Below are 22,611 nucleotides of genomic sequence, written 5' to 3' on the forward strand. Positions count from 1 at the left end.
CCTACTCCCCCACGGCGACGGGCGCGACCGGAGCGGACGGCGCCTCCCGCACGGGCAGCGGCTCGGTCGACACGTCGCCGCGCACGCGCTTGAGCATGACCTCGGCGCTGATGATGCACATCGGCAGGCCGATGCCGGGGATCGTGGAGCTGCCGGCGAAGAGCAGGCCGTCGACGTGCCTGCTGACGTTCCCGGCGCGGAAGAAGGCGCTCTGCGAGAGGACGTGGGCCGGTCCGAGCATCGAGCCGCGCCAGGCGCCGAGGTCGCTCTCGAAGTCGGCCGGGCCGATGGTGCGGCGGACGACGATCCGCTCGGCCAGGTCGGTCGCGCCGGTCCAGGACGCGATCTGCGCGATGGCCTGGTCGGCGATGGCCTCGACGCGCGCGTCGCCCGCGCCGTCGACTCCGCCGTGGCCGATCGAGGTGTCAGCGGGGATCGGCACGAGCACGAACAGGTTCTCGTGCCCCTCCGGAGCCGTGCTCGCGTCGGTCGCGCTCGGGCGGCAGACGTAGATCGACGCGGGATCGGGGACGGTCGGGTGCTCGCCGAAGATCTTGTCGAAGTTGTCGCGCCAGTCCTTCGTGAAGAGCAGGGTGTGGTGCTCGAGCTCGGGCAGCTCCCCGCGCACGCCCAGGAGGACGAGGACGGCGCTCGGGCCGGGCTCGCGCTTCTCCCAGTAGGCGGGCGGGTAGGTCCGCAGCTCCTCGGGGAGGAGCGACTGCTCGGTGGTGAAGAGGTCGGAGGCGTTGACGACCAGGTCGGCGGGGATCCGCTCCGTGCCGTCGGGGCCCGTGAACTCGACTCCGACGACCTCGGCGCCGCGGCGTCGGCCGCGGGGCGAGCGGGCGGTGAGGATCCGCGTCGCGGGCGAGGACGTGCGGACGGTGACGCCGGCCTCCTCGGCGACGTCGGCGACCGCCTCGATCAGCTTCGTGAATCCGCCCATCGGATAGAGCACGCCGTCGGCGAGGTCGAGGTGGCTCATCAGGTGGTACATGCTCGGCGCGGCGAACGGCGAGGAGCCGAGGAAGACGGCCGGGTAGCCGAGGATCTGGCGCAGCCGGTTGTCGGTGACCGCCGTCGCCGCGAACGTGTCGAGCGGAGTGAGCAGCAGGCGGCCGAGCCTCCCGGTCCGGCTGAGCACGTCGCGGCGCAGCAGCGGGAGGAAGGACGAGAAGCTCGTGTAGAGGAAGCGGCGCTTGGCCATCTCGTAGGTGTCGCGCGCGGAGTCGAGGTAGGCGCGCATCCGCTCGCCCGCTCCGGGCTCGATGCTCTCGAAGAGCGCGAGGTTCGACTCGAGGTCGGCGAGCACGTCGATCGGCTCGTCGACGCCCTCGCTGTAGACCCGGTAGCCGGGGTCGAGCGTGACGAGGTCGAGGCGCTCCTCGGCGCTGGTGCCCATGAGGCGGAAGAAGTGGTCGAACACCTCGGGCATCAGGTACCAGGAGGGACCGGTGTCGAAGCGGAAGCCCTCGTGCTCCCACGAGCCGGCGCGGCCGCCGACGGCCTCGCGCGCCTCCAGGAGGGTCACGTCGTAGCCGTCGCGCGCGAGCAGCGCGGCGGAGGCGAGTCCGCCGATCCCCCCGCCGATGACGACGGCGCGGTGCGGGCCGGTCCTCGAGCGGGTCGCGCGGACGGGGCCGGGGCCCAGGCGCGGGCCGAGCGTCGACACGGCCGCCTTGGCCGCGAGCGCCGCCTTGGCGGCCGTGGGCACGCTGACGCGGGCGCGGAGGAGCTCCTCGGCGGGCGTCGCGCGGATCCGGTCGGCCAGGGCGGCGAAGAGGGAGTGGGCCAGCAGGACCGCGCGCCGGCTGGAGCGCGGGAGCTCGGGCACGATGGCGGCGGCTTCGGCGAGATCGTCGTCGAGGTCGGCGAGCAGCGAGGCCTTGTCGCGCTCGGAGAACGCCCGCGGGTCGACTCCGGGGAAGTAGCTGCGGCCGAGACCGTCGACGTCGGCGGCGAGATCGCGGAGGAAGTTGACCTTCTGGAACGCGGCGCCCAGGCGGCGCGCTCCGGCCACGAGCCGCGCGCGGGCGGCCTCGGAGACGAGCCCCGCGTCCGGCGCCGCGAGGAACACGTGCAGGCACATCAGCCCGACGACCTCGGCGGAGCCGTAGACGTAGGCCTCGAAGGACTCGGGGGTGTGCTCGGTCTCGCGGAGGTCGGCGCGCATCGACGCGAAGAACGGCCGGGTGAGCTCGGTGCCGAATCCGGTCGCCCGCGCGGTCCGCGCGAAGGCGTGGATCACGAGGTTGGAGCTGTAGCCGGAGGCGAGCGCGCGCTCGGTCTCTGCCTCGAAGGCGTCGAGGGACTCCTCCACCGCGGCCCGGTCGAGACGGGCCTCCTCGGCGACGCCGTCGACGATCTCGTCGGCGACGCGCACGAGGGCGTAGACGTCCTCCACCCGCTCGCGGACGCCCGGGGCGAGCAGGCGCGTGGCCAGCCCGAAGGAGGTGGAGTAGCGGCGGATCACCTGCGCGGACGACTCGTGCGCGACGCGGTCGTACAGTTCGCTCTGGCGGCTCATCGTGCCACCGTACGGGGGCTCGGCCGGGCGGAGCGCATCGTCGCGCGCATCCGCGCGTGGCGGACAGCGCTCATCGGGTGCGCCCGACCACGCTGGCCACGAGCGGGCGGACCTCGTTGCGGAAGGCCTCCGACACCGCGGGCGTCTCCAGAGCCGCCCAGGCGCGATCGGCGAACTGGTTCGCGAGCCCCTCGGCGTAGCTGCGGGCGCCGCACTCCTCGAGGATGCCGCGCACCTTCTCCGCGGTCTCGGGCGCGAGGTGCTCGTCGCCGATCAGCGCCTCGATGTCGGGCCAGCAGTCCGTGCCGGCCGCGTGGGCGATGAGGACGGTGCGCTTGCCCTCGCGGAGGTCGCCCAGCGTGGTCTTGCCGGTCTGCCCCTCCGAGCCGAAGACCCCGAGCAGGTCGTCGACGATCTGATAGGCGATGCCGATCCAGCGGCCGAACTCGCCGAGGGCGTCCACCGCGGCGTCCGAGGCCCCGGCGAGGATCGCTCCGGCCTGCAGCGGCGCCTCGAACGAGTAGACGGCCGTCTTGAGGCGCTCCATCTCGAGCACCTCGTCGACCGAGGGCATGCCCGGCATGAGGGAGAAGTCCACATCGGCCAGCTCACCCGCGGCGGAGGCGAAGACGGCCTCGTCGAGCAGGGTGAGCAGGCGGGCCCGCACGCCGTCGGAGGCGCCGACGCCCTCGACGAGGCGGTGGGCGCCGGTGAGGGCGAGGTCCCCGGCGATCACGGCCACCGAGGTGCCCCGGTGCTCGGCGATCGGGATGGAGAGGCCCGCGGTCGTCGCCTCGTCGCGGTAGCTGCCCGAGACGTTCGGGCCGCCGCGGCGCACGAAGTCGCGGTCGATCACGTCGTCATGCACGATCAGCGCGGTGTGCAGCAGCTCGAACGCCGCGCCGAGGTGGGCGGCGGCCTCCGGATCCTGGCCGCCGTGGGCCTCGTACGCGGAGATCACCATCAGCGGGCGGAAGCGCTTACCGCCGCGGGTGTTGGCCTCCAGCGTCTGCCAGAGGGTCAGGTAGCGGGGTCCGAGACGCACCGCCCGGGACCTCGCCAACGAGAAGAACCTGTCCAGGACGGCATCGACGTGCTCCTGCCTCAACCGGGACAGAACCACGGGGTCGCGCGTATCCACGTGGGAAGGCTAACAAAGGGGAGAACCAGGACGATAAGCCGGCTGATGTGTTGCGGCGTGCTTGACTTGCGGGTATGACTTCGCCAGCCGCCACTGTGCAGACGGACCGGATCGAGCAGGTGGTCCTCCTCGACGAGGCCGGGAACGCCGTGGGGGTCGCCGACAAGGCGACCGTGCACGACACGGCCACTCCCCTGCACCTCGCGTTCTCCTGCCACGTCTTCTCCCCGGACGGCGCGCTTCTGGTGACCCGCCGCGCACTCGAGAAGCGCACCTGGCCGGGCGTCTGGACCAACTCCTTCTGCGGGCACCCCGCCCCGGGCGAGCGGATCGAGGACGCCGTCGTCCGCCGGGCCGAGCGCGAGCTCGGCGCCCGGCTGGCCACGCTGGAGGTCGCCCTGCCGGACTTCCGCTACCGCGCGGTCGACGCGTCCGGCGTCGTCGAGAACGAGATCTGCCCCGTCTACACGGCGACGCTGTCGAGCCGCGACGCCCTCGATCCGCGCCTCGACGAGGTCATGGACTACGAGTGGGTCGATGCCGAGTCGACGCTCGCCGCCGTCCGCTCGACCCCCTGGGCGTTCTCCCCCTGGCTCGTGCTGCAGCTCCCCCGCCTGCTGGGCTGACCCCCGCGCCCTGATCCCTTCGCCGGCGTCAGTCGGTGTAGACGTCCGTGCGGTGGAAGCCGAGCGCCGAGCGCGACGCGGTCGGACCGCGCTGGCCCTGGTACCGCGAGCTGTACTCCGCCGAGCCGTAGGGCTTCTCGGCGGGCGAGCTGAGGCGGAAGAAGCACATCTGGCCGATCTTCATCCCCGGCCAGAGCGTGATGGGGAGCGTCGCGACGTTGCTGAGCTCGAGGGTGACGTGGCCGGTGAAGCCCGGATCGATGAACCCGGCGGTCGAGTGGGTCAGCAGCCCGAGCCGTCCGAGAGAGCTCTTGCCCTCGAGGCGCGCCGCGATGTCGTCCGGCAGCGACACCTCCTCGTAGGTCGAGCCGAGCACGAACTCTCCCGGGTGGAGGATGAACGGCTCGCCCTGCGGCGTCTCGACCAGGCGGGTCAGCTCGGGCTGGTCCTCGGCCGGATCGATGTACGGGTAGCGGTGGTTGTCGAACAGCCGGAAGAAGCGGTCGAGGCGCACATCGACGGACGACGGCTGCAGCATCGACGGATCGTGCGGGGCGAGCCCCACGCGGCCGGAGGCGAGTTCGAGCGAGATGTCGCGGTCGGAGAGGAGCACGCTGCGATCCTAGGGCGTGGCGCGACCCGGGGCATGGGCCGGCTCCGGGCCTTGCTACGATGTCCTGGTGCGCCCGAGCGGCGCCGCGCGAGTGTAGTTCAATGGTAGAACTTCTGCTTCCCAAGCAGATGGCGCGGGTTCGATTCCCGTCACTCGCTCTCCTCCTCCCCTCGTCTGCGGCCGATCCTCCGGCCCGACGCGAGCGGCTCCTCCTCCGGCGCTGCAGCGGCAACCGGCAGACCAGCGGCGTCCGTCAGCCCAGCGGCGTCCGTCAGCCCAGCGGCGTCCGTCAGCCCAGCGGCGTCCGGCAGCGCAGCGGCGTCCGTCATCCCAGCAGCGGCAGCCGCCCGACGATCCTGTCGATCCGGTTCCTCGGCCCCACCAGGCTGACCGCGAGGTACTGCAGCTCGTCGGAGCCGCTCGCCGCCACCGCCTCCCGGTACTCGTCGTACACCCGGGTGGCCTGCGCGGATGCGGGCATGTCGGCGACGAACGTCCCCTCGTGCGCCTCGGCCTTCGCGCGGATCGCGAGCAGGGTGGCCGCGTCGGCGGCGAGGACCGTGCAGCCGGCCCACGGCAGACCGGGATGCAGCGATCCGGACGCGTCGGCGGGGCTCGGTCCGAGCAGTCCCGCGACGTGCGCGGCCGTCGCGGCGCCCACGCAGATCGCGGCGTTCACGGCGCGACCGGCGGGGAGGGACTCGTCGACGACGACCACCCACTTGAGGCGGGCCGAGCGGGTGGGCGCGGCGGTGTCGATCTCGTCGGGGTGGAAGCCGACGGCGTCGGGGGCGGGGATGGTCATGATGCTCCTCGGTTCGTGCGCAGTGACGTCACGAACAGTAGGCAGGAGGGCTCCCCTTCGGCAGGATCTCCGTATGAACGACCAGCAGAACGGCCCAGGAGCGGCACTCGACGAACTCGACGTCCGGATCCTGCAGGTCCTGCAGTCGGATGCACGGATCACGAACCGTGACCTCGCAGCCGCCGTGCACGTCTCGCCGACCACCGCACGAGGAGCCTCCGGCGCCGCGGCGTGATCACCGGCGCGACGCTCACTCTCGACTTCGCGGCCCTCGGGCGCGGCATGCAGGCGCTGGTCGCGGTCCGCATCCGTCCGCCGTCGCGCGAGATCATCGAGGCCTTCCGCGACTGGGTCGCCGGCCTCGACGAGACGGTCGGCGTGTTCGTCACCTCCGGCTCGGAGGACTTCATCATCCACGTCGCCGTCCGCGACAACCAGGACCTCTACGCCTTCGTCATCGACGAGCTGACGCAGCGCCGCGAGGTCGCCGACGTGCGCACCTCGGTCGTCTACGAGCACTTGCGCGAGCAGGTCGTCCTGCCGCTGGAGCCGCACGGCCGCGCGGAGCGGTGAGGCGCCCGCGCGGCGTTTCGATGCGACACGCCGGGCGGATCCGCGGCAGCGCGCGGGATCGCGGGACGCAGAGGGCAGGGTGGAGGGGTGACAGAGCTCGTCCAGATCCCGTCGCCGGGCGTCGCCCTCGAGTACGGGCACCCCGGCCGGCCCGTGGTGGTCGTGCTGCACGACGTGTTCGGGCGCCTGCCGTGGCTGGAGCCGTTCGCCGAGGCCGTGGCGAAGCACGGCTACCACGTGCTCGTGCCCGACCTCTACGACGGCTGGGCCACGCTCGCCCCGGAGGACGCGCGCGACCTCGCCGCGATGGCCGCGCAGGACCGCACCCTCGCCGCCGTCGCCGAGGCGGTCGGCACCGGAGTCGCGGCCGGGGCGCCGCGCAGCGCCGTCATCGGCTTCGGCTTCGGCGGCCGCCTCGGGCTGCTCGCCGCGGGCACCGGGCTCGTGGACGCGGTGGTCGCGTACTACGCCACCCTCGGTGCGGAGGAGCACGTTCTGGTCCCGTGCCCCACCCTCCTGCACTACGCGCAGAGCGACGAGTGGCCCGCGGGCGACGACCCGGAGTCGTTCGTCGGGCGGCTGAAGGAGTCGGGGACGCCGGTCACGGCGCACACCTACCCGGACACGCAGCGGCACTTCGCGAACGGCAACCTGCGCGACGCGGTCAGCCCCGCCTCCGCGGCGCTCGCCTACGCGCGGACGCTCTCGTTCCTCAATCCCCAGCTCATCGACACCTGAGCTCAGCCCTGCACGTCGTGCAGGTGGTGCTGGACGTCGTGCAGGTAGTAGCGGGCGATCGTGTCGACCGTGAACGCCGCGCCGTCGCTGCGGCGGCCTCGGCGCTGCCACTGGGCACCGGCGACGGAGTCGAACACCTCGGCGATGCGCTCGGCCGCCTCGACCAGCTCGCGGCCGACCGTCGCGGGGTCCTGCTGGTCGTAGCGCTCCTCCACGGCGGTGACGTCCTGGTCCCAGTTGGGGTAGAGCGGGTCGTCGCCGGCGAGCATCAGCTGCACGCGGGTGCGGTAGATGCGGTGCACGTCGCGCACGTGCGCGGCGTACTCGAGCGGCGACCAGGTCTCGTCGTCGGGCCGGCCCGCCGCATCGTCGCGGTCGAGCACGTAGGGCCAGGCGGCGGCGTTCTCGCGGATGAGCTCGGCGACCTCGTCGGCGTCGACGAGCGAGGCGTCGAAACCGCACTCGAGGCAGGGGCGCTCGAGGACCCAGGTCCAGTCCTTGGTGTCGGGAGTGATCGGCATGGCACCAGAGTAGGGCGCCGCCGGATCAGCAGCGCGTCGGGGTCCCCTGCACGGCGCCGCGCTCGCCGTCGGCCGTCCACGGGAGCCGGGGCAGGCCCTCGGCTCCCGTCGCGGCTCCCTGCTCGACCGCGATGGCGGCCAGGGTGCGGGCGACCGTCGCAGCGAAGTCGCCGCCAGGCGTCGAGCTGTTGATCGAGACGGCCACGGTCAGGCCCGAGACCGGGTCGGAGTAGGCCGCGGTGACGAAGCCGGGCGCGAGACCCGAGAAGCCGCGGAGGGGTCCCGCCTCGTGCCCGCCGAGCCCGGCGCGGAGGTAGTCGGCGCGGCCCTGGCCCTGGACGACCGGGTCCTGCCACATGGCGTCGCCCGCGGGATCGGCCGCGAGCCCCGTCGCCAGCCGCCGGAGGTCCTCCAGATCGGTCAGCGCTCCGCCCGCGGCGCCGAGCGCGGACGGGGACGCGGCGGTGACGTCGAGCCGCACGTCGCAGCGCTTCTCCCCGGTCGCCGGGTCCAGCGCGACCGCGTAGCCGCGGGGGGACGGAGCGGGCAGGTCGACCTCGGAGGCGCCGGGCAGCTCCGTGCTGCGCAGCCCGTACCGCGGCACCACGTACTGGTCGTAGAGCTCCCCGATGCTCCGACCGGTCACCTGCGCGGCGACGATGCCGGCGAGCAGCGGACCGGTGGCGGAGTCGGACCACGCCGCTCCGGGCTCGGCCGAGGCGCCGCGCACCTGGGCCGCGGCGAGCAGCTCGAGCGTCGGCCACTGCCGCGGGGGGTTCTGGAGCACGGTCGGCCAGAGCGCCGAGCGGAAGTCGGCCAGGCCGGAGGTGTGCGCGCAGAGCTCGCGCAGCGTGAGGCCGTCGATGCCGGGCAGGGAGCGAAGCGTCTCGCCGACGTCGGCGTCGAGGTCGACCCGGCCGGAGTCGGCGAGGGCGAGGACCACGTCGCAGGTCATCGCCTCGGTGCCGCCGGTGCCGAGCCGCAGGTGCGCGTCGGTGGTGAGGGCGGTGGTGCGCTCGTCCGACTCCCAGCCGACCGCGCCCTCCCAGCTGCCGCCCCATGGCGACCAGACGCCGGCGACCGCTCCGGTCGCGCCGGCGACGCCGACCGTCTCGTCGAGGAACCCCGACAGGGCGGAGGCGAGCTCCTCCGACGCCGCCTGCGCGGGCGCCTCCGCCACGCGCGAGGCGGCGGCGGGCGTGCAGCCGGCCAGTGCGAGCACGAGGACCGGGACGACGAGCAGCCCCGTCCGCGTCCGTCTGCGAGATCCCATGCCGTGCGACTCCCCCGTCGTCTGCGAACGGCACCACTGTACGGGGGCTCCGTCGGGCCGGAGAGGGCCGCTGAGCGCCCGATCGCGATTCGTGTCCTGACCGTGACCGGCGGAGTCCACCCCGTTCCCAAACCGGCAGGCGCCCGGTTACGAAGAGAGGGAGTACAGCGCAGAGGCGCTGCTCGAAGGAGGTAAGAGACCATGCGCAGATCCCCCAATCGACTGCTGGCGACTCTCTTCGGAGCCGTCTACGTCGTCGTCGGGCTGCTCGGCTTCGTCGTGACCGGAGGCGTGCAGTTCCTCTCGACCGAAGGCGGGCTCCTGCTCGGCATCTTCGAGGTGAACCCGCTGCACAACATCGCCCACCTGCTCATCGGAGGCGCGCTGCTGATCGCGGGCCTGTCGACCGTCGCCGCGGCGAAGACCGTCAACGTGACCGTCGGAGCGGTGTACCTGCTGCTCGGCATCGCCGGCTTCTTCCTGGTCGACACCGCTCTGAACGTGCTGGCGCTGAACACCGCCGACCACTTCCTGCACCTGGCCAGCGCGCTGGTGCTCCTGGGAGTCGGACTCGGCACCGAGAAGACGGCGAGGACGCGCACCGCCGCGACCGCCTGACCAGGGCGGCACCCGCCGCCCCCCTCTACTCCGTCCGCCGTGGGCCCGCCGTTTTCCGCGGCGGACGGACTGAACGGCCCCGGACGACACGATGCGGTGTGTCGATCCGGGGCCTCCTCTTCTTCCCCGATCCAGCGAAGGAGCCGCCATGACCACCGTGGCCCGCTGCAACGCCGCTTTCGCCGGACTCGGCGCCGGGCTCGTCCACCTCTCGCTCGCCGCCGGCGGCGAGGGCGTGCAGGCTCCGGTGATCGGAGCGCTCGGTGCTGTCGAGATCCTCTGGGCGGTCCTCGTCCTGGCACGCGGCCGGATCGTCGTGCCGCGCTCCGCGCTGGTCGTCGCGGTCGCCTCCCTGGCGGCGTTCGCCCTCGCACTGGCCCTCGGCGCACTCGCCGAGCCCCTCCCCGCGCTGGCCGCCGCGGTCCTCCAGCTGATCGCGGTCGCCGTGGTGGCCGTCTCGCTCCGCTCTCCGCGCGTCGAGGAGAAGGCCGTCTCACCGTCGCGAGCTCTCGTCGGACTCCTGGCCGGCGCGCTCACCGTCTCCGCCCTCGCCACCCCCGCCATGGCCGCCTCCTCGGGCGGCTCGGGCGACATGGGCGGGATGATGCACTCCGTCGTCGTCGACGGCGGACACGGGCACTGACGCCTCTGGTCCCAGCGGCTCCGCTCGGCTAAGGTAAGGCAGTCCTCAGTCGCCGAGGGAGGCCACCGTGTCGAACGTCATCCCGTTCTCCGAGGCCCTGCGCCTGCGCATCGGGCAGTCCGGCGCGGACGACGAGGGCGCCGCCTTCATGACCTCGCTGATGACCGGCTCCGGCAGCCGCGACGACTACATCGCGCTCATCTCGCAGCACTACTTCGTCTACGAGGCCCTCGAGGCCGTGGCGGAGGACATGGCCGGCGATCCGGTCGCGGAGCCCTTCCTCTCGGCCAAGCTCACCCGGCTCCCCGCGATCGCGGAGGACCTGCGCTTCCTCGTCGGCGAGGACTGGCGCGAGCGCATCCGCCCGCTGCCCTCGACCAGCGCCTACGTCGACCGGATCCGCACCGTGGCCTCGGGCTGGAGCGGCGGCTTCGTCGCCCACCACTACACGCGCTACCTCGGTGACCTCTCCGGCTGCGCGATCGTCCGCGGGCTGCTGCAGCGGCGGTTCGGCTTCGAGACCAACGGCGTCGGCTTCTTCCTCTTCGGCGAGATCGCCGCACCGTCGGCCTTCCGCGCCACCTATCGCGAGCAGCTAGACGCCGCGGGCTGGGACGAGGAGGAGCGCGAGCGGGTCATCGCGGAGGTCGCGGAGGCGTACCGGCTGACGACGGAGCTGTTCCGCGATCTCGCCCGGACCTGCGCGGCGGCCTGAGGCCCCTGCTCCCACGTCCTCCGCGGGGCGTCAGTCCGCGGACGCCTCCGCGACGGCGGCCGGCTCGGCTCGCCGTTCGGACATGAAGCGCAGCACGTCCTTGTCGACGATGATGTCGCTCGGCCGGAGCGGCCGCGTCAGGTAGAGCCCCTCGAGGCTCGTGATGCGGCTGAGCGCCACGTAGGTCTGCCCGGGGGCGAAGGCGCGCTGCCCGAGGTCGACCACGGCGGAGTCGTAGGTCTTGCCCTGCGACTTGTGGATCGTGACCGCCCACGCCAGGCGGAGCGGGAACTGCGCGAACTCGGCGACGATCTCGCGGGTGAGCTTCTTCGTCGCGGCGGAGTAGGAGTAGCGGTAGCGCTCCCAGGTCGCGGGCTCGACCTCGTGGACCTCGCCGTCCACCTCGACCCACACCGTCCCCGCGACCTTCGTCACCCGGCCGATCGTGCCGTTCACCCAACGCTGCTCGGAGTCGTTGCGCAGGAACATCACGTGCGCGCCGATCTTGAGCTCGAGGTTCTGGTCCGCCGGATAGGCGCGCCCGCCGAAGTCGCCGCTGATCTCGGCCGACGCGGTCTTCAGCGGGCCCTTCAGCCGCGCGAGCGCCGCCTGGTTGATGCGGTTGACCGTGTCGTTGCGGGTCGCGAGCGTGATCGCGTCGTCGGCCGGAGGCGTCCGCGCGCCCGCCGCGTTCAGCACGTCGGCGATCTCCTTCGTCACCATGCCGAAGCGGACCGCGTTGAGCATCCACTTGAAGCGCTCGTCGCTCTGCCGGTGGATCCGGCCGAGCTCGACGATCCGCAGCGGCGCCTCCTGCCAGACGAGGGCGTCGAAGAACCACAGCGAGCGGTAGCGGTCGGCGAAGTAGGCGCGCTCCTCCGGATCGCCGGGAACGGGCGCGAGCTGGAACGGGTCGCCGAAGAGGACGACCTGCACGCCCCCGAACGGCTCGGAGCGCCGCTGCCGCGCCTGCCGGAGGCTGCGGTCGATCCCGTCGAGCAGGTCGGCGTTGACCATGGAGATCTCGTCGATGACGAGTGTGTCGATGGTGTTGAGGAGCTTGCGCAGCTCGGGCGGCTGGTCGAGGTCGGAGTCGGCGATGACGCCGATCGGCAGTCGGAAGAGCGAGTGGATGGTCTGGCCGCCGACGTTCAGCGCCGCGACGCCGGTGGGGGCGCAGATGACGATCTGCTTGTCGGTGTTCCAGCTCAGGTGGTTGAGCAGGGTGGACTTGCCCGTGCCCGCGCGACCCGTGACGAACAGGTGCTCGCGCGTGTTCTCGATGAGGTCGAAGACCCGCTGCTGCTCGTCGGAGAGGGTCGGCTGAGTCACCGCTCCACTGTACCCGCGGGCCGCCGGGACCCCGGGGCCCGGGCGCGGATCAGCCGCGCTTCTGGAGGGCGGCCAGGCGGTCGTTGTAGGCCGTGAGCTCGGCCTCTCCGGTGCGGTCGGCCTGGCGGTCGCGGCGCTTGGTCTCGCGGGCGTCGGAGCGGCTCCACATCATCGCGACGACGATCGCGAGCGCGAGGGTGGGGATCTCGCCGATGCTCCACGCGATGCCGCCGGCCGCCTGCTGATCGGCGAGCGCGGAGGTGCCCCAGCCCATCGCTCCGTACCAGTCGGCGAGGAGCAGCCCCTCCCCCGTCATCAGTGCGAGGCCGAAGAAGGCGTGGAACGCCATGGTGCCCAGCAGCAGCAGCAGGCGCATCGCGTAGGGCACGCGGTGCACGCTCGGGTCCACTCCGATCAGGACGCTGACGAAGAGGTAGCCGGTGATCAGGAAGTGGACGATCATCCACTCGTGGCCGATGTGGTCCGTGGTGGCCCAGCGGAACAGCGGGGAGTAGTAGAAGCCCCAGAGCGACCCGACGAACAGCAGCGCGGCGACGATCGGGTGCGAGATCGCGGTGGCGAAGCGCGAGTGCACGGCGAGCAGCACCCACTCGCGGGCGCCGCGGGAGCCGTCGGTGCGGCGGGCGGCGGCGCGGGCGATGAGCGTGACCGGTGCCGCCGGGACGAGCAGCAGCGGCACCGCCATGGTGAGGACCATGTGCGAGAGCATGTGGGCGCTGAACAGGTACTTCTCGTACGCGTTCACCCCGCCGTTCGTGATGTAGGCCAGGAGGAGCATGCCCGCGATCCAGAGGATCGTGCGGTGCAGGGGCCAGCGGTCGCCGCGGCGGTGCAGGCGCACCACTCCGGCGACGTAGAACGCGATGGCGAAGGAGCAGACCAGGAGCCAGACCAGGTCGATGTTCCAGAGCGTGAGGAAGTTCATCGCGCTCGCGGGCGGCGGCAGGGGCTCGCCCGTCAGCAGCTGGGCCGGGGTCGGATCCGTGAGCTGGCTCGCGGCGATCTGGTCGACCGGGGTCGCGGTGCGCGCGAGCGCCGCGGCGACTCCGGACGCGATCCCCATGAAGGCGATCTCGGCGCCGACGAGCCACCAGAAGCTGCGGCCGCCGACGCCGCCGGCCTTCCGCATCCGCTCGATGAGGTAGCGGCGCTGCAGCACGCCGAACAGGCCCAGCGCGACCAGCGCCGCGACCTTGACCAGCACGAGGATCCCGTAGCCGGTGAGCAGGTTGTCGAGAGTGGCGAGCCGGAGCTCGGCGCTGACGTAGCCGGACGCCGCGACCACGACGAAGCTCACGAGCGCGAGGCTGGAGTAGCGCTCGATCACGGGCAGCAGGCGGGAGCCGCCGAGCAGGGGCCGCAGGGCGATGACGGTGATGAGGCCGCCCAGCCAGATCGCCGCGAAGACGAGGTGCAGGCCCAGCGCCGTGACGGCGGCGTCGTGCCCGCTCGCTCCCGCCGCGTGCCCCTGCTGCGCCATCGGCAGCAGCGTGAGCAGGGCCAGGCCCGTGACGAAGACGAGCGCGGTCTGGTTGCGGACGGCGAAGCAGAGGACGGTGACGACGGCCGCGAGCAGCGTCGTGATGAGCCAGGCCTGGCCGACCTGGATGCTGCCGATGAAGTAGCTGAGCTTGGTGCCGAAGTCGCGGTCGAGGCTCAGGGGCGTCTGCGTGACGTTGAGGAAGGTGAGGAACCCGGTCACCGCGCTGGCCGCCGCGAAGAAGGCGGCGCTGGCGGCGGCGACGTCGAGGGCGATCGAGAACTCGGTGCGCGGCTCGGGCGCGGCCTCGGCGGGCGCGGGGCGCGCGGGGGCGACCGCGGTGCGCGTCGATCCGGCGCGGGAGGAGGACTGGCCGCCGCGCGAGGACTGGCCGCCGCGAGAGGAGGCGTGAGCGGTCGAAGATCGGGACGAGGACCGTGCGTCGCGGGCGGCGGCGGCGCGGGGGCTCAGCGCGAACAGCGTCAGCACGAGCGAGCCGATCATGCCCGCGGCGCCGAGATTGACAGCCAGCTTGGCGATCGGGAGGCCGTAGCGGACCACGGGGCCGGGATCGTTCAGCAGCGGAGCCGCGGCTCCCCCTCCGAAGGCCAGGGCCGAGAGGAGGGCGACGAGCGCTGCGGCGACGAGCACGAGCGCAGGGCCGACGATCCGGACGGTTCGATTCACCGGTCCAGCCTACGTTCCGCGGCTGATCGGCAGCCGCGTCGGCGGACGATCGGCGGGCGCGTCCGCGGACGATCGGCGGGCGCGTCCGCGGACGACGACGGCCCCGGCGCAGTGCCGGGGCCGTGTCGGAGGGCGCGACTACTTCGCGGCGGCCTTGAGCTTGGTGCCCGCGGAGACCTTGACCGAGTGGCCGGCGGCGATCTGGATGGTCTCGCCGGTCTGCGGGTTGCGGCCGGTGCGTGCGGCGCGGGAGGTGCGCTCGACGGCGATCCAGCCGGGGATGGTGACCTTCACGTCGTTCGACACGGAGTCGGCGAGGGTGGTGAAGAGCGAGTCGAGGACGCCGTTGACGGCGGCCTGGCTCTGGCCGGAGTCGGCGGCGATCTTCGCGACGAGCTCGGTGCGGTTGAGCGACTTGTCAGCCATGGAGTGTCCTCCCAGGACGTTCTCGCTGTCGGAACAGCTGGTTTCGATGGATCGTCCTCGGCCGGGGACGGACGTCCTCAACCGGTCGGACCGTCGGTAACCTACCAGCCCCGCCCCGGATCTCCGGCGATTCCGGCCCCGAGACGCCCGGAACGACGCCGATCGCGCCGGTCGGTCCCTCCACAGGAGGCGCTCGGCGCCTCTCGTCCACCGATCCGCCGATCGCCTCTCCGCAGAGTCCGCCGCCTGACGAGGATCGGCTCATGACGACGACGGCACTCCTCCCTCCATCCGCTCCGGCCGACGCGGCCCTCCCCCGGCCGCCCCGGCGGCACCCTCCCGCTCGCCGGCCGTACGAGCCCGGCCTCGCCGCGCTCGCGCTGGGCCTGCTCGCGCTCGCGTCCTCCGTGCATCCGCTCTGGGCCCTCCCCGCCGTCGCCGTGGCGGTCGCCGCGGTGATCGCGTCCGTGCGGGCGCTGCGGTGGGCGGGCGAGCGGAGGAGCGCGGTGGCCGGGCTCGCCTGCGCGGCTCTCGCGCTGCTCGTCTGCACCGTCACGGCACCCGCCTCCGTGCGGGCGGGCCTCGCCGTGCTGGCCTGGATCACCGCCCTGCGGCCCGGCTCGTGAGCGGGCGCGGCTCCGGTCCAGCCCGCCTCGCTACAGTGACGGCGGCCCGCGCCCGAGCGGGCCGGGAGGACGGCCACGATGGCTCTGACGGACGGTTGGATCTCGACGGCGATCTGGTGGCACGTCTACCCGCTCGGCTTCACGGGCGCCGAGGCGAGCGCCTCGGAGGGTCCGGGCCCGGACGACGAGCCGCAGCACCGCCTCCGCGCCCTGCTCCCCTGGCTCGACGACCTGCTGGCGCTGGGCTGCAACGGGCTGCTGCTGGGGCCGGTCTTCGCCTCCTCCACCCACGGCTACGACACGGTCGACCACTTCCGGGTCGATCCCCGCCTCGGCGACGAGGCAGACCTCGACGCGCTGATCGCCGCGTGCCGCGAGCGCGGGATCCGGGTGCTGCTCGACGGGGTCTTCAACCACGTGGGACGGGAGCACCCCTGGTGGCGTGCCGCGGTCGCGGCCGGCGACAGCTCCCCCGAGGCGGCGCGCTTCTCCCGCAGCGAGCGGTCGCAGGAGGTCGACGGCCTCCGCGTCGACGTGTTCGAGGGGCACGACGCTCTGGTCGAGCTCGACAACGGGAACCCCGAGGTCGCGGAGCACGTGTCCTCCGTGCTCGCGCACTGGCTCGAGCGGGGCATCGACGGCTGGCGGCTCGACGCGGCGTACGCGGTCGCGCCGGCGGCCTGGCACGCGGCGATCGACCCGGTGCGGCAGCGCTTCCCCGACGCGTGGTTCGTCGGCGAGGTCATCCACGGCGACTACACCGGCTACGTGCGGGAGTCCGGGCTCGACTCGGTCACGCAGTACGAGCTCTGGAAGGCCGTCCGCAACTCCCTCGAGGAGGCGAACCTCTTCGAGCTGGCCTGGTCCCTGAAGCGCCACGACGACTTCGTCCGCGAGTTCCTGCCCCTGACCTTCGTCGGCAACCACGACGTGACCCGGATCGCCAGCGCCGTCAGCGACGAGCGCCACCACGGCCACGCCACGGCGATCCTCGGCTTCGTCGCCGGCGTGCCGAGCATCTACTCCGGCGACGAGCGGGGCCTGCGCGGCGTCAAGGAGGAGCGGATCGGCGGCGACGACGCGATCCGCCCGGAGTTCCCGGCCGAGCCCGCCGAGTGGCCGGGCGGGGAGGCCTACCGGGCCCACCAGGAGGTCGTCGCGTTCCGCCGACGGAACCCGTGGCTGGTCGGCGCGAGCACCCGCACGGTCGACCTCTCCAACACCGCCGTGATGCTCGTGGCGGAGGGCCCGGAGGGACGCACCGCGCGGCTCGCGCTGAACATCGGCGACGAGACGGCGACCGTCGGCGGCGTCCAGGTCGCTCCCCACTCCTGGTCGCTGCACGACTGACCCGGCGCGCGGGCGGCCCGGCAGTGCGCGACGGAGCGTCGACCTCCGGGGGCCCGTCCTCTACGCTCGGGCGCATGCCGAGACCTGCACGAGGACCCTCCGACGGGCGAGCCGACTCGATCGACGACGCCGGGATGCCGGCGTCCGGACTCGAGCAGGCGTTCGCCGCCCCCGTCGACCCGGAGAGCGACCCCGGACCGGGCGAGAGGAGCGGCCTGTCGAGCCGCATCGCCCAGGAGCTGCTCGAGGACGGCTTCGGCCTCGACGCGAGCGACGAGGAGCCCCCGTCCCGCGCCGTGGAGATCGACGATCCCGCCCGCGCCGTGGGTGACGATCCCGCCCACCCCGTGCACGGCTCGATGTCCGGCGAGTTCGAGCGCCGCTGAGCCCGGCCGCCGTCGGTCGGTCGTCGACAGCCCGGCGGCACCGCTCCGCCCGCCGGCCGTCGTCACCCCGCCGGTACCGCGCCGCCGGCCGCCGGAGCCGGGTCCGGGCCGGCCGCCTGCAGCTCGGCGAGGAATCCGGGCCGGAGCACGCGTGCCTCGATCGACGCGGCTCCCGAGGTCCAGCCGTCGCCGAGCGGACGCTCGGGCGTGAGCAGCACGTGGCCCGGCGTCCCCGCTCGGCCGAGGGCGGCGGCGACGCGGCCCTCCGGATCGTAGAGGGCGTGGTCGACGAGCGGCCCGTAGACGGCGTGCACCGCGAAGTCCTCGCGGCTGCCGAGGAGGACGGGCAGCAGCTCCTCGCCCGGGCGCAGGCCGTGGGGCCACCAGCGGAAGCGCTCGACGAGCTCGTGGCAGGCGGCGCACGAGGGCGAGAAGAAGACGAGGTGCGTCGCCGGGCGGGACAGCTCCTCGAGCGTCAGGAGCTCGCCGGCCACCGTGACGAACGCGAGGTCGGCGGCCGAGAGGTCGCCCTCGGGCGCGCGCCCCGGCGCGGACTCCCTGTCGGCTGCGGACAGGCGGGCGGCCGCCCGGACGCGAGCGGCCGTCGACGCCGCACGGCGGTCGCGCACCAGCACGAGCGAGACCGCGGCGAGAGCGGCGGCGAGCCCGGACGCCGCCGCCGAGGCACCGCCGCCGCCGAGCAGCGCGGCCGGAGCGAGCCCGCCGAGGGCCCCGGCGACCGCGAGCGCGAGCAGCACCGCGTTCCTCGCGACGGTGCGTCCGGTCATCCGTGCCGAGCCCAGCCCGCCGAAGCACTCGCAGTCGACGTCCTCCGTCGCGCGGACCGCGCGGACGGCGACGACGAGGAACACGGCGTCGAGGAGCGCCACCGGCACGAGGGCGGCACGGTGCGCCGGAGCGGGCGCCAGCACCACCGCGGCGCCCAGCGCGATCTCGACGACGGGGAAGGCGGCCGCGAACCAGCCGCGGCGCCGGAGGAGGAGGGGGACCCCGAGCGCCTCGAGGCTCGCCCGGAACCGCTCCGTGCGGCCGAGCTTCAGGGCGCCGCTGACGACGAGCACCGCGCCCGCGCACCACGCGGCGATCGCGAGAACCGCCTCCAGCATCCGTCGCCCTCCTCGCTCGGCATCGACCCGCACAACGCTACCGGCGCGGACCGGCCTCCCGCGGCCGAGACGGGGAACGGGGCGGAGACGGCGCGATCCGGCGCGTTCCGCCCTCCGGACGAGCCGCTGCCGGCACATCCGGCGCCCGGATCCCTCCAGGCGGGGCGCCCCCGGGCTCCCTCCCGGTCCCGGACGGCCGCTCCGCCGTACACTGCGAGAGGATCGGAGGGGTCATGCGGGGACGGCGAGCGCGCGACGAGCGGCACGGCACGGCGGCGAGTCCGCCTGCGGCCGCCGCTCCCCCGGCTGCGGTCACGGCTCCGGCCCCCTCGGACTCGCCGGACGACGCCTCGGGCGACGTCTCGACCGGGATGCGGATCGCCGCCGCCTGGTCGTGGCGCTTCCTCGCCGTCGCCGGGCTCCTCTACCTCCTCGTGCGCCTCGTCTCGCTGCTGCCCGTGATCGTCGTGCCGGTGCTGATCGCGCTGCTGCTCACCGCGCTCCTCACCCCGCTGCGGAACCGGCTCGAGCGCCTGCGGCTCCCCCGCCCGCTCGCGGTCCTGGTCTCGATCGTCCTGATGCTCCTCCTGCTGACCGGCCTCGTCGGGCTGGTGATCGTGCAGTCGCGCTCCGGCTTCAGCGGAGTGGGGCAGCGCGCTCTCGACGCGGTCGACGGCGTCGAGGCGTGGCTGCGGAGCCCGCCGCTGTCGTTCTCGGACGTCCAGCTCTCGGACTGGGCGCAGCGCGCGGTCGACTGGGCCGACGCGCAGGCGTCGACGATCGCGTCCGGGGCCCTCGCCGTCGGCTCCCAGCTGGCCGAGGTCTTCGCCGGAACCCTCCTCACCCTGTTCTCGCTGATCTTCCTGCTCCTCGACGGCCGCCGGATCTGGCACTGGTTCCTCCGCCTCCTCCCCCGCCGCGCGCGCCCCGCGATGGAGCGCGGCGGCGCCGCCGGCTGGCGGACCCTCAGCCAGTTCGTGATCGCGCAGCTCGGCGTCGCCGGGATCAACGCCGTCGGCATCGGCATCGGCGCGCTCGCGCTGCAGCTGCCGCTCGTCGTGCCGATCGCGATCGTGGTGTTCCTCGGCTCGTTCGTCCCGATCCTCGGCGCGATCGTGACCGGTGCGCTCGCCGCACTGGTCGCTCTGCTGTTCAGCGGGCCCGTCGCCGCGCTGGTGATGGTCGGCGTCGTGATCCTGGTGCACCTGCTCGAGGGGCACGTGCTGCAGCCGCTCATCCTCGGGACCGCCGTGAAGGTGCATCCGCTCGCCGTGGTGCTCGGAGTCGCGACCGGGCTCGAGGTGGCCGGGCTCGCCGGGGCGCTGTTCGCGGTGCCGACCATCGCGACGCTGAACGCGGCGGTCACCGCCATGCGGGCGCGCGCGCCCGGAGCGGAGTGAGCGCGTTCGATCCGGCCGCCCGACCCGGATCGACGGTGCTGCCCGCCCTCGCCTGCCCGGTCTGCGGCGGCGCGCTCGCCCCCGACGCGCTGCCCCGCCCCTCCTCGCTCCGCTGCCCCCTCGGGCACAGCTCCGACCTCGCGCGCCAGGGCTACGCCTCGCTCCTGCGCGGGAGGCACGCGACCTCGGGCGACACCACGGCGATGGTGCAGGCCCGCGCCGACCTGCTCGGCTCCGGCCACTACCGGGTGATCCAGGACGCGGTCGCCGCGGCCGTCCCCGCCGGCGCACGGCTCGTGGTCGACCTGGGCTGCGGCACCGGGGCGTACCTCGCGGCCGTGCTCGAGGCGCATCCGGCGGCGGACGGGCTGGGCCTGGACCTCTCGGCCCCGGCCGCCCGCCGCGCCGCCCGCGCGCATCCCCGGGCGGCGATCGCGACCGCGGACCTCTGGCAGCCCCTCCCGCTGGCCGACGCCTCCGCCGACGCGCTGCTCACCGTCTTCGCGCCGCGGAACGCCCCGGAGATGCGGCGGGTGCTCCGTCCGAGCGGCGTCGCCGTCGTCGTCACTCCGCGCGAGAGGCACCTGCACGAGATCCGCGAGCGGTTCGGGATGCTGGGCATCGACGCCGGCAAGGCGGAGCGGCTCGACGAGCAGCTGGCGGGGTTCGCGCTCGAGGAGCGCATCGAGCTCGACACGACGGTGCTGATGAGCGTCGACGAGCTGCGCGCCGAGGTGCTGATGGGGCCGAGTGCCCACCACGTGGATCCCGAGGCGCTGGACGCTCGGCTCGCGGCGGTGGAGGGGACGACCGCGGTGACGGTCGCGGTCACCGTGTCGCGCTTCGTGCGCGCGGAGTAGCGGCGGGCGTGCCGCCGACCCCGCGTCAGTACGTCTCGCGCAGGCGCTCCTGGTCGACCACCGCTTCGCGGTCCGCGAGGCGGCGCAGGCCCGCGAGGGGCTGGGCCATCCGGTGGTTGCCGCGGAGGACCGGCTCGGCCCGGTCGAGGAAGGCCCAGTACCCGGCGGTCACCGGGCAGGCGTTCTCGCCCAGGCGCACCTTCGGGTCGAAGCGGCAGCCGCCGCAGTAGTCGGACATCCGGTTGATGTAGGCGCCGCCCGAGGCGTACGGCTTCGTCGCGACGACGCCGCCGTCGGCGTGCTGGGACATCCCGATCACGTTCGCCGGCATCACCCACTCCGTGCCGTCGACGAAGACGTCCACGAACCAGTCGTTGAGCTCCGCCGGATCCCACCCCCGCTGCAGTCCCCAGTTGCCGAGCACCATCAGGCGCTGGATGTGGTGCGCCCAGCCGTGCCGGTGCACGTCGTCGAGAGTCTCGTGCAGGCAGTTCGCCTCGATGCCGCTCGGGTCGAGCGCGAGCAGCTCGGCGGGCAGCGGCGTCGAGGCGCCGAGCGCGCGGCTGCGGTTCCGGTACTCCGGCCCGAGGTGCCAGAACAGGTTCCAGACGTAGTCGCGCCAGCCGAGGATCTGGCGGATGAACCCCTCCGTCGCCGCGATCGGCGCGCCCCCGGCGGCGTACTCCGCCTCGGCCGCCTCGACGACCGTCCGCGGATCGAGCACGCCGAGGTTCATCGGGGCGCTGAGCAGCGAGTGCGCCATCGTCCAGTCGCCCGAGAGCATCGCGTCCTCGTAGGTCCCGAAGTCGCCCAGCCGCGACGACACGAAGTCGGCGAGCGCCGCCTCTGCCTCGGCGGGCGTCGCGGCGAAGCGGCGCGGACCGTCGGCGCCGACCAGGCGGATCGCCCCCTCGGCCTCCCAGCGCGCGAGGTCGGCGCGCACCTCCTCGTCGATGTCGTCCTCCTCCGGCCACCACGGGTCGGGCAGGCCGAGCCGGGAGGCGCCCTTGGGCGGAGGCTGGCGGTTGTCGTGGTCGTAGTTCCAGCGGCCGCCCTCGGGCTGGTCGCCGCGCATCAGCACGCCGGTGCGCTCGCGGCTCCACCGGTAGAAGTCCTCCAGCAGCAGGCGCTTGCCCGAGCGGGAGAGCGCCCACTCGCGGAAGTCCTCCTCGGCCGTGATGAAGCCGCAGCTGGGCAGAACGCTCATGCCGAGCCTGCGGGCGAGGCGGCGGCCGCCGCGGGTGGGCGGGTCGATCACCTCGAGGTCGTCGCGCCCGGCGAGGGCCTCGCCGAAGGTCTCGGAGCGGACGTACTCGGCGCGGTCCCCGAGCTCGCGGGCGCGGTGGCGGAGCGCCGACAGCAGCAGCTGCGCCTTGGCGCGGTGCATCGGGCGGCGCCCGAACGCCGATCGGGCCTCGACCAGCAGCATCGGACCGCCGTCGTCGAAGGCAGGGCCGAGCTGGCCGATGACGCTCCAGCGGGTGCGAGGGGGTCTGCTCATCCTCGGAGGCTAGGCGGACGGATCCGGCGCCGGTAGGAGTTGCGCGGCACGGATGTGCAGCCGCCACGTCTTGCACCCCCGCCCCCGATGCAGAAGTCTCGGAGCGAGCGCGGCCGATCCGACCGCGCACCGACGCGACGAAGCGAGGAGGCCGCCATGGCCCACCACGACCACGACAACGAGCACCACGAGGGTCACGAGCACCACGACCACCACGAGGGTCACGACGAGCACACCGCCGGCCACGGCCGTCACGTCGCCGAGGGCACGAGCACCGAGGACACCGAAGGCGGCGAGTACACCTCGACGGAGGGCGTCTCGCACACCGCCGGCGAGGCCGAGGGCAGCTACGTCGACACCTCGGTCAACGAGCAGAGCACCGCCGACAAGGGCAGCTACGTCGACACCAGCGCCGCGGGCACCTCCGCCGAGGGCGAGGGCGAGTACACCGACCGCGACGAGTGACCCGCGCCCGGGCGCCGCGCGTCCCGCCGGGACACCGCGCTCCGGCCGGTGTCCCGGCGGGGAGCCGGCGCCTCGGCGGGACGCGGTGGTCCGCCGGCGCTTCAGGCGGGCTTCAGCGGGGCCGCGGCTAGCCTGGGCTCGCGCGGGCCCCCGCGCG

General features: G+C 73.8%; 24 protein-coding genes and 1 tRNA gene. 14 read left to right on the forward strand and 11 right to left on the reverse strand.

Annotation, left to right across the window (positions count from 1 at the left end):
* Position 1: 1 nt before the first annotated feature.
* Positions 2-2,527, reverse strand: coding sequence for a phytoene desaturase family protein (gene crtI / locus C5C99_RS03265; protein ID WP_104222895.1), 2,526 nt, complete (start codon positions 2,525-2,527; stop codon positions 2-4).
* Positions 2,528-2,597: 70 nt separating this feature from the next.
* Positions 2,598-3,572 (reverse strand): polyprenyl synthetase family protein, encoded by a 975-nt coding sequence (locus tag C5C99_RS03270; RefSeq protein WP_244229492.1) that lies wholly within the window; start codon positions 3,570-3,572, stop codon positions 2,598-2,600.
* 170 nt (positions 3,573-3,742) lie between these two features.
* On the opposite strand from C5C99_RS03270, the gene idi reads away from it, so the two are divergent.
* Positions 3,743-4,294 (forward strand): isopentenyl-diphosphate Delta-isomerase, encoded by a 552-nt coding sequence (gene idi, locus C5C99_RS03275; RefSeq protein WP_104337213.1) that lies wholly within the window; start codon positions 3,743-3,745, stop codon positions 4,292-4,294.
* A gap of 28 nt (positions 4,295-4,322) precedes the next feature.
* Here the strand turns inward: idi and dcd are convergent, their stop codons facing one another.
* Positions 4,323-4,907, reverse strand: a complete 585-nt coding sequence (gene dcd, locus C5C99_RS03280; RefSeq protein WP_104246931.1) for a dCTP deaminase — start codon at positions 4,905-4,907, stop codon at positions 4,323-4,325.
* 87 nt (positions 4,908-4,994) lie between these two features.
* Here dcd and C5C99_RS03285 point away from each other — a divergent pair.
* Positions 4,995-5,065: transfer RNA gene (locus tag C5C99_RS03285), tRNA-Gly, on the forward strand.
* A gap of 167 nt (positions 5,066-5,232) precedes the next feature.
* On the opposite strand, the gene C5C99_RS03295 is transcribed toward C5C99_RS03285, so the two are convergent.
* Positions 5,233-5,712, reverse strand: coding sequence for a DUF2000 domain-containing protein (locus C5C99_RS03295; RefSeq protein WP_104249914.1), 480 nt, complete (start codon positions 5,710-5,712; stop codon positions 5,233-5,235).
* 73 nt (positions 5,713-5,785) lie between these two features.
* Here C5C99_RS03295 and C5C99_RS17415 point away from each other — a divergent pair, with 73 nt between their 5' ends.
* The 3 genes from C5C99_RS17415 (at position 5,786) to C5C99_RS03310 (ending at position 7,023) form a co-directional block, all read left to right on the forward strand.
* Positions 5,786-5,947: an Lrp/AsnC family transcriptional regulator gene (locus C5C99_RS17415; RefSeq protein ID WP_104222900.1), complete on the forward strand. Its 162-nt coding sequence runs from the start codon at positions 5,786-5,788 to the stop codon at positions 5,945-5,947.
* Positions 5,944-6,285: an Lrp/AsnC family transcriptional regulator gene (locus C5C99_RS03305; RefSeq protein WP_104339583.1), complete on the forward strand. Its 342-nt coding sequence runs from the start codon at positions 5,944-5,946 to the stop codon at positions 6,283-6,285. Before C5C99_RS17415 ends, C5C99_RS03305 begins: the two co-directional genes overlap by 4 nt.
* 87 nt (positions 6,286-6,372) lie before the next feature.
* Positions 6,373-7,023, forward strand: a complete 651-nt coding sequence (locus C5C99_RS03310; RefSeq protein ID WP_104237610.1) for a dienelactone hydrolase family protein — start codon at positions 6,373-6,375, stop codon at positions 7,021-7,023.
* Positions 7,024-7,025: 2 nt separating this feature from the next.
* Here the strand turns inward: C5C99_RS03310 and C5C99_RS03315 are convergent, their stop codons facing one another.
* Complete coding sequence (locus tag C5C99_RS03315; RefSeq protein WP_104222903.1) at positions 7,026-7,544, reverse strand: DinB family protein; 519 nt, start codon at positions 7,542-7,544, stop codon at positions 7,026-7,028.
* 25 nt (positions 7,545-7,569) lie between these two features.
* The gene (locus C5C99_RS03320; protein WP_104267178.1) at positions 7,570-8,817 is read right to left on the reverse strand and encodes a serine hydrolase; all 1,248 of its coding nucleotides are present in this window, start codon (positions 8,815-8,817) and stop codon (positions 7,570-7,572) included.
* 201 nt (positions 8,818-9,018) lie between these two features.
* Here C5C99_RS03320 and C5C99_RS03325 point away from each other — a divergent pair, with 201 nt between their 5' ends.
* From C5C99_RS03325 to C5C99_RS03335, 3 genes are all read left to right on the forward strand, one after another.
* Entirely contained in the window at positions 9,019-9,435 is a 417-nt protein-coding gene (locus tag C5C99_RS03325) for a DUF4383 domain-containing protein (RefSeq protein WP_104339584.1), read from the forward strand.
* Between the two features lie 148 nt (positions 9,436-9,583).
* Positions 9,584-10,078, forward strand: coding sequence for a hypothetical protein (locus C5C99_RS03330; protein ID WP_104339585.1), 495 nt, complete (start codon positions 9,584-9,586; stop codon positions 10,076-10,078).
* Positions 10,079-10,145: 67 nt separating this feature from the next.
* Entirely contained in the window at positions 10,146-10,793 is a 648-nt protein-coding gene (locus C5C99_RS03335) for a heme oxygenase (biliverdin-producing) (RefSeq protein ID WP_104226125.1), read from the forward strand.
* Between the two features lie 30 nt (positions 10,794-10,823).
* Here C5C99_RS03335 and C5C99_RS03340 read toward each other — a convergent pair whose 3' ends face one another.
* The 3 genes from C5C99_RS03340 to C5C99_RS03350 all read right to left on the reverse strand — a co-directional run bounded on the left by C5C99_RS03340 (position 10,824) and on the right by C5C99_RS03350 (position 14,739).
* Positions 10,824-12,125 carry an ATP-dependent RecD-like DNA helicase gene (locus C5C99_RS03340; protein WP_104222908.1) on the reverse strand — a complete coding sequence of 434 codons (1,302 nt, stop codon included), beginning with the start codon at positions 12,123-12,125 and terminating at the stop codon, positions 10,824-10,826.
* Between the two features lie 49 nt (positions 12,126-12,174).
* A complete protein-coding gene (locus C5C99_RS03345; protein WP_258063613.1) occupies positions 12,175-14,313 on the reverse strand; it encodes a bifunctional copper resistance protein CopD/cytochrome c oxidase assembly protein in 2,139 nt (712 codons plus the stop codon).
* A 138-nt stretch (positions 14,314-14,451) separates the two neighbouring features.
* A complete protein-coding gene (locus C5C99_RS03350; RefSeq protein ID WP_056037903.1) occupies positions 14,452-14,739 on the reverse strand; it encodes an HU family DNA-binding protein in 288 nt (95 codons plus the stop codon).
* A gap of 263 nt (positions 14,740-15,002) precedes the next feature.
* Between C5C99_RS03350 and C5C99_RS03355 the strand changes: the two genes are divergently transcribed.
* The 3 genes from C5C99_RS03355 (at position 15,003) to C5C99_RS17420 (ending at position 17,101) form a co-directional block, all read left to right on the forward strand.
* Positions 15,003-15,365 carry a hypothetical protein gene (locus C5C99_RS03355; RefSeq protein WP_104339586.1) on the forward strand — a complete coding sequence of 121 codons (363 nt, stop codon included), beginning with the start codon at positions 15,003-15,005 and terminating at the stop codon, positions 15,363-15,365.
* Between the two features lie 78 nt (positions 15,366-15,443).
* Positions 15,444-16,715: an alpha-amylase family glycosyl hydrolase gene (locus C5C99_RS03360; RefSeq protein ID WP_104339587.1), complete on the forward strand. Its 1,272-nt coding sequence runs from the start codon at positions 15,444-15,446 to the stop codon at positions 16,713-16,715.
* A gap of 74 nt (positions 16,716-16,789) precedes the next feature.
* Positions 16,790-17,101, forward strand: a complete 312-nt coding sequence (locus tag C5C99_RS17420) for a hypothetical protein (RefSeq protein ID WP_146084422.1) — start codon at positions 16,790-16,792, stop codon at positions 17,099-17,101.
* 62 nt (positions 17,102-17,163) lie between these two features.
* Here C5C99_RS17420 and C5C99_RS17425 read toward each other — a convergent pair whose 3' ends face one another.
* Positions 17,164-18,228 (reverse strand): MauE/DoxX family redox-associated membrane protein, encoded by a 1,065-nt coding sequence (locus tag C5C99_RS17425; protein ID WP_104327371.1) that lies wholly within the window; start codon positions 18,226-18,228, stop codon positions 17,164-17,166.
* Between the two features lie 233 nt (positions 18,229-18,461).
* Between C5C99_RS17425 and C5C99_RS03375 the strand changes: the two genes are divergently transcribed.
* A complete protein-coding gene (locus tag C5C99_RS03375; RefSeq protein WP_104226121.1) occupies positions 18,462-19,628 on the forward strand; it encodes an AI-2E family transporter in 1,167 nt (388 codons plus the stop codon).
* Positions 19,625-20,488, forward strand: coding sequence for a methyltransferase domain-containing protein (locus C5C99_RS03380; protein ID WP_104339588.1), 864 nt, complete (start codon positions 19,625-19,627; stop codon positions 20,486-20,488). The genes C5C99_RS03375 and C5C99_RS03380 overlap by 4 nt, the downstream gene beginning before the upstream one ends.
* Before the next feature lie 25 nt (positions 20,489-20,513).
* Here the strand turns inward: C5C99_RS03380 and C5C99_RS03385 are convergent, their stop codons facing one another.
* On the reverse strand, positions 20,514-21,989 hold the full coding sequence (locus C5C99_RS03385; RefSeq protein ID WP_104339589.1) for a cryptochrome/photolyase family protein: 1,476 nt from the start codon (positions 21,987-21,989) through the stop codon (positions 20,514-20,516).
* Positions 21,990-22,145: 156 nt separating this feature from the next.
* Here C5C99_RS03385 and C5C99_RS16995 point away from each other — a divergent pair, with 156 nt between their 5' ends.
* Positions 22,146-22,454 (forward strand): hypothetical protein, encoded by a 309-nt coding sequence (locus tag C5C99_RS16995; protein ID WP_181027115.1) that lies wholly within the window; start codon positions 22,146-22,148, stop codon positions 22,452-22,454.
* Positions 22,455-22,611 lie beyond the last annotated feature (157 nt).

Origin of the sequence: Rathayibacter sp. AY1C4 (assembly GCF_002932195.1) — a bacterium.
In the GTDB taxonomy this organism is placed as follows: domain Bacteria; phylum Actinomycetota; class Actinomycetes; order Actinomycetales; family Microbacteriaceae; genus Rathayibacter.

Bases quoted from the DNA above. Each gene is read 5' to 3' on its own strand.
- crtI (WP_104222895.1), bottom strand. From the start codon at position 2,527: ATGAGCCGCCAGAGCGAACTGTACGACCGCGTCGCGCACGAGTCGTCC.
- idi (WP_104337213.1), top strand. From the start codon at position 3,743: ATGACTTCGCCAGCCGCCACTGTGCAGACGGACCGGATCGAGCAGGTG.
- C5C99_RS03295 (WP_104249914.1), bottom strand. From the start codon at position 5,712: ATGACCATCCCCGCCCCCGACGCCGTCGGCTTCCACCCCGACGAGATC.
- C5C99_RS17415 (WP_104222900.1), top strand. From the start codon at position 5,786: ATGAACGACCAGCAGAACGGCCCAGGAGCGGCACTCGACGAACTCGAC.
- C5C99_RS03315 (WP_104222903.1), bottom strand. From the start codon at position 7,544: ATGCCGATCACTCCCGACACCAAGGACTGGACCTGGGTCCTCGAGCGC.
- C5C99_RS03320 (WP_104267178.1), bottom strand. From the start codon at position 8,817: ATGGGATCTCGCAGACGGACGCGGACGGGGCTGCTCGTCGTCCCGGTC.
- C5C99_RS03325 (WP_104339584.1), top strand. From the start codon at position 9,019: ATGCGCAGATCCCCCAATCGACTGCTGGCGACTCTCTTCGGAGCCGTC.
- C5C99_RS03330 (WP_104339585.1), top strand. From the start codon at position 9,584: ATGACCACCGTGGCCCGCTGCAACGCCGCTTTCGCCGGACTCGGCGCC.
- C5C99_RS03350 (WP_056037903.1), bottom strand. From the start codon at position 14,739: ATGGCTGACAAGTCGCTCAACCGCACCGAGCTCGTCGCGAAGATCGCC.
- C5C99_RS03355 (WP_104339586.1), top strand. From the start codon at position 15,003: ATGACGACGACGGCACTCCTCCCTCCATCCGCTCCGGCCGACGCGGCC.
- C5C99_RS03360 (WP_104339587.1), top strand. From the start codon at position 15,444: ATGGCTCTGACGGACGGTTGGATCTCGACGGCGATCTGGTGGCACGTC.
- C5C99_RS17420 (WP_146084422.1), top strand. From the start codon at position 16,790: ATGCCGAGACCTGCACGAGGACCCTCCGACGGGCGAGCCGACTCGATC.
- C5C99_RS17425 (WP_104327371.1), bottom strand. From the start codon at position 18,228: ATGCTGGAGGCGGTTCTCGCGATCGCCGCGTGGTGCGCGGGCGCGGTG.
- C5C99_RS03375 (WP_104226121.1), top strand. From the start codon at position 18,462: ATGCGGGGACGGCGAGCGCGCGACGAGCGGCACGGCACGGCGGCGAGT.
- C5C99_RS03385 (WP_104339589.1), bottom strand. From the start codon at position 21,989: ATGAGCAGACCCCCTCGCACCCGCTGGAGCGTCATCGGCCAGCTCGGC.
- C5C99_RS16995 (WP_181027115.1), top strand. From the start codon at position 22,146: ATGGCCCACCACGACCACGACAACGAGCACCACGAGGGTCACGAGCAC.